Here is a 4,304-nt window from a genome sequence, read left to right as displayed (position 1 = left end):
GGCGACGCAGCGCCTGCGCCACGCCGAGCTGTGCAAAACTGACCGGACCGCCGAAGTCGGCTGCATCGATCAGGCAATGCATGGCGGTCTGCCATTCCCTCGCCTCGCCTTCGGACTTCGGCAATTGCGCGATGTAGGCGCCGGCGTCGCGCAGCGAAACCAGCGCACCGCCTTCAGGCAGTGCAATCGGTTCGCGAAACTGCTTGTCCCAAGACATACCGACACTCCGATTCACATTAGAACTACAATTGCTTCGCTCCAACATGGTTCCGGAAGGTAGCGGGTGAAGGCATCCTGCGCGTTTCCCGCCACTTAACGGTTCGGTAGCGGCATTGGCCCATATTCCCGACGGATTGCGCGATGCGCCACGACTTTCACCGTCAGGCTACAAGCGTTGGGAGCAACGGCGACCGGCCTGTCACTGGGCAAGAACAGGAGAACGGAATGCCCAAGCTCGCAGGCGTGGCCAAGGCCTACGACGATCTCGGCGTCGCCCAGAAAGTCCACGGCGTCGTCGGATTGTTCGTGTTCCTGACCTTGCTGCTGCTGGTGATGGCGATCCAGTCGGTGCGGTTGCAGACGACCTATCGCGAAGATCTCGCCGTCTCCGCCAACGCCGCGCTCAATATCGAACGCGTCAATGGCCTGATCTTTGCGATCGTGATGGAATCGCGCGGCATCTACATGTCCGCCGACTCCATCAAGGCGAAACCGTTCGGCGACGCATTGCTGGTGCGTAACGCAGAGCTCGGCAAAGTGCTCGAACAGTGGCAGGACGGGCTCCAACAGGACGACGCCGCGCGGTTTGCGCCATTCAAGAAGCGGATCGAGCAGTTCATCTCGTTTCGTCGCGAACTGGTGCGGCGCGCCGTGGAAGTCAGCCCCGCCGCCGGGCGCGAATGGGGCGACAACGACGTCAACCGCGCCTTGCGCACCGCGCTGAACGACGATCTGGCGGCGCTCGCCGGGATCTACGGCGAGCGGGCCAGAACAGTCGCCGAGCTTGGCAATGTCACCCGGCTCGCGGCCTGGTATCTCGCGCTGCTGGGATTCGGCACCCTCGTGGTGGCCGGGCTCACCGTGGTCGTGATGCAGCAATGCGCCCTCAAGCCGCTATCGGAGATCGCGCGTGCGACCGACGCCATTGTCGCGGGCAGGACCGAACTGGTCATTCCGTACATCGAGCGCCGCGATGAACTTGGCCAGCTTGCCGCCGCCGTGCAGAAGTTTCACGGTGCCGCCGTTCGCAACGAGCATCTCGAGAAGCTGTCGATCGACACGGCCAAACAGCGCGACGAGGCCATCCAGCAGCGCGACGCCCTCAACGATAAGTATTACGCGACGAAATGGCAGTTGTCGGCGGCGATCAACAGCCTGCCGCAGGGCATGATGATGCTCGATGCCGCGGCGAATATTCTGGTGATGAACGAGCAGTACCGCACCATCTATGCGCTGCCGCCGGAACTCAAACCGGGCTCGTCGCTGCTGGATATCCTGCAATACCGGTTCAAGAAGGGACAGCTCCGCAGCAACGTGTCGGAATATCTGGCTGCCATCATGGCGCGGATCGGCAAGCGGCAGCCGTCGTCCGATGAAATCCAGCTCATCGATGGCCGAACCATCCACATCCTGGAGCGGCCGATGGATGGCGGCGGCTGGGTCGCGACCCATGACGACGTCACCGAGCAGCGCCGCAGCCAGCGCATTCTCGAGCGCACCGAACGGTTCCTGGTGACGGTGATCGAAAACATCCCCGAGGCGATCGTCGCCAAGGATGCGCGTAACCTGCGCTACGTGTTCGTCAACACGGCGGCGGAGAAGATGTTCGGGCTGCCGCGCGGAGAGATTATCGGAAAGAACGCGCGCGAACTGTTTCCGCCGGCGACGGCCGAGTTGATCGAGCAACGGGACCGACAGTTGATGATGCAGGAGCAGCAGCTCGATCCGATCGTCGATACGGTCGAGAGCCCCATTGTGGGCCGACGAACGATTTCGGTGCGGCGGCTCCAGGTCGGCGCAGCGGACGGCGAATCCCAGCTTCTGGTCAGTTTGATCGAGGATCTTACCCATCAGGCCAGGACGGCCGCCTGATAGCGGCATGGCGTGAACGATTGGAACCGCTGGCGGCCGATCTCGTTGAGGCCGAAAGGGAGCTCATCATGCCGAAAATTCCTGTCGTCGCCATCGCCACTATCGTTGTTCTGCTGTCGTCTGCCGGGTCGTTTGCACAATCGGGCGGCGCCGGGGCAGGTGGCGGCTCGACCGGCGGCGCCGCGGGCACCAACAGCGCGGGCACCGCCAATTCGAGCGGCGGCCGCGCCGGCATTACGACCGGCGCGACCGGCACCGGTGCGTCGGTGGATGGCAAGCCGTCTACCGGCAATGCTGCGGTCGACGCCCAGGACCGGGCGGTGGATCGCAAGGTCAAGAGCATCTGCAAGGGCTGCTAGATCGCGCGGGCAACGTCCGGAAACATGGCCGCGCCGGTATCTCAGTCGCGATTAAGTGAGCGTCCAACCGTCTGGATTTATAGCTATTCTTCGCAACGTTCCTAACTGTCAGGCGTAGTTTGCAGTGGGTGCGATCTCTGACGGAGGATAGTCGATGTTGCGGAAAATGGTGTTTGGTTTGATGGCCGTGGCGGCGATCGCGTTGGCGGCGCCGACGGCGGCTTCGGCCCGCGGTGGTTTCGGCGGCGGCGGATTTCATGGCGGCGGTTTCCATGGCGGCGGCTGGCACGGCGGAGGGTTTCGCGGCGGCGGATGGGGTGGCCGCGGGATCGGCATCGGCCTCGGGCTGGGCCTGGCCGGCGCAGGGCTATACGGCGCTTATGGCGCCTACGGATATCCCTATGGCTATGCGGGTTATCCCTATGCCTATGGCGGCTATGACGACGAAGGCGGCTGCTACCTGGTTCGGCGTCGCGTATGGACGCCGGCCGGATACCGGCTGCGCCGGGTCGAGGTGTGTAACTGAACGAATACGCATCAACACGACGATGTGATTGAAACTGCGGCCCCGGCGTACCTTCGCCGGGGCCGTTGACGTCAGCGAGATCGCGGTTGGTACGCCGCTTGCTAAATCGAAGCCATGCTGATGACCCTCGACGTGCCGCATCTGACCTGGCTGTTCCTCGCGACTGTATTCGCTCTGGCCATGGCGTTCGTCTGGCTGTTCTGCGAGCTGGAACGCCGCTACGGCACGCGTCTCGGCTCCGCCGTGCTGGCGCGGCTGGGTCATCGCCGCGAGAGCGGCCGCGACCGCCCGATCAAGCGCCGCGACGATTGATCCCGAACCGGCCGCAGGCTTGCGCGCACGGCGGTATTTCGCGAGCCGGCGGCCCGATTCCGCTGAACGCAAATCAGCGGGCTCGAAACCGACGGAGCTAGCGCTGATATTCGACGAACTTTTTGTAGATCCACCGTCTTCCATCGTGGCGTCGCCAAACCCGGCCGTGAACCAGTCGCCCGGTGATGGATCGGCGCGGAATGACGATGGTCCACAAGTGCCAGACGTCAGCCCAAGCGGGGCGGGATCGGAGGTTGAGGATGCGCTGATAGTCTTCCCGGATGACGGTCATGCTCTCGGTCTCCCGTTTAACGGAGCCGTCCAGCGCGCGGCGCTCGAAGGGGCCGCCGTGCTGGATGTGGATCGTTCAGATCTCCGGCGTGACCAGGTTATCGCGGAGCGGGTACCGTGCAACAAAAGGTCGCGGTTAAGCTAACCGGTCAACCTTACCCGGCCGGTATCGTCCGATCGTCGTGGACGCTGGCGGGCGCCGGATCGACGAATGGCCGAGTCCCACAAAAAGTTGCGGCCAGCTCTTGGGGGAGAGCTGGCCGCGCGCGATCCGGTCTGGGACGGGGAGGGGTGGGGATGTGACCGGGTCGCGTGTCTCCGTTGTCTCTGGTTGTCAGCGCGCGCTGGCGGTGGCGGCCGCCGGCCGGCCGTCGCCCAGCGAAACCCATACGTTGGGATCGCTCTGCGACTGGCGCTTGACGAAGCGGTATCCGGTCTCGGTCCAGGCCACGACGCTTTCGTTCTGGTTGTCGAGAATGAACTCGCCCTTGTCGCTTTTCACGGTCAGCACCGCGTGGCCTTCGCCCTTCTTGTCCCGCACCACCGTCACCAGCAGGGCCTCGCGCGGCCAGCCGGCGTCGATCAGCATCTTGCGCTTCATCAGCACATAATCTTCGCAGTCGCCGTAGCCGTCCGTCGGCAGCGACCATTTCTCGATCACGCCCCAATGCTCCATGTCGGTCATCGGCTTGACGGTCTCGTTGACCCAGCGATTGACCCGGAGC

At 63.9% G+C, this 4,304-nt stretch carries 6 protein-coding genes; 4 read left to right on the top strand and 2 right to left on the bottom strand.

Features of this window, described 5'->3' with window-relative positions; all coding sequences use genetic code 11:
• A partial coding sequence (locus tag JWR89_RS06515; RefSeq protein WP_299713287.1) for a hypothetical protein occupies positions 1-217 on the bottom strand: 217 nt, incomplete at its 3' end.
• 227 nt (positions 218-444) lie between these two features.
• Between JWR89_RS06515 and JWR89_RS06510 the strand changes: the two genes are divergently transcribed.
• The 4 genes from JWR89_RS06510 to JWR89_RS06495 all read left to right on the top strand — a co-directional run bounded on the left by JWR89_RS06510 (position 445) and on the right by JWR89_RS06495 (position 3,288).
• Positions 445-2,091 (top strand): PAS-domain containing protein, encoded by a 1,647-nt coding sequence (locus tag JWR89_RS06510; protein ID WP_299713284.1) that lies wholly within the window; start codon positions 445-447, stop codon positions 2,089-2,091.
• 68 nt (positions 2,092-2,159) lie between these two features.
• Positions 2,160-2,450, top strand: a complete 291-nt coding sequence (locus JWR89_RS06505; protein ID WP_299713281.1) for a hypothetical protein — start codon at positions 2,160-2,162, stop codon at positions 2,448-2,450.
• A 154-nt stretch (positions 2,451-2,604) separates the two neighbouring features.
• Positions 2,605-2,976 (top strand): hypothetical protein, encoded by a 372-nt coding sequence (locus tag JWR89_RS06500; protein WP_299713278.1) that lies wholly within the window; start codon positions 2,605-2,607, stop codon positions 2,974-2,976.
• A gap of 114 nt (positions 2,977-3,090) precedes the next feature.
• Complete coding sequence (locus tag JWR89_RS06495; RefSeq protein ID WP_299713275.1) at positions 3,091-3,288, top strand: hypothetical protein; 198 nt, start codon at positions 3,091-3,093, stop codon at positions 3,286-3,288.
• Between the two features lie 625 nt (positions 3,289-3,913).
• On the opposite strand, the gene JWR89_RS06490 is transcribed toward JWR89_RS06495, so the two are convergent.
• Positions 3,914-4,304: transglutaminase-like cysteine peptidase (locus tag JWR89_RS06490; RefSeq protein ID WP_299713272.1), on the bottom strand; the 391-nt coding region annotated here is incomplete at its 5' end.

It is taken from the genome of Tardiphaga sp. (genome assembly GCF_028290785.1).
GTDB lineage: Bacteria > Pseudomonadota > Alphaproteobacteria > Rhizobiales > Xanthobacteraceae > Tardiphaga.
Note: the sequence above shows the minus strand (reverse complement) of the source record. Positions and strands in the feature narration are given on the sequence as shown.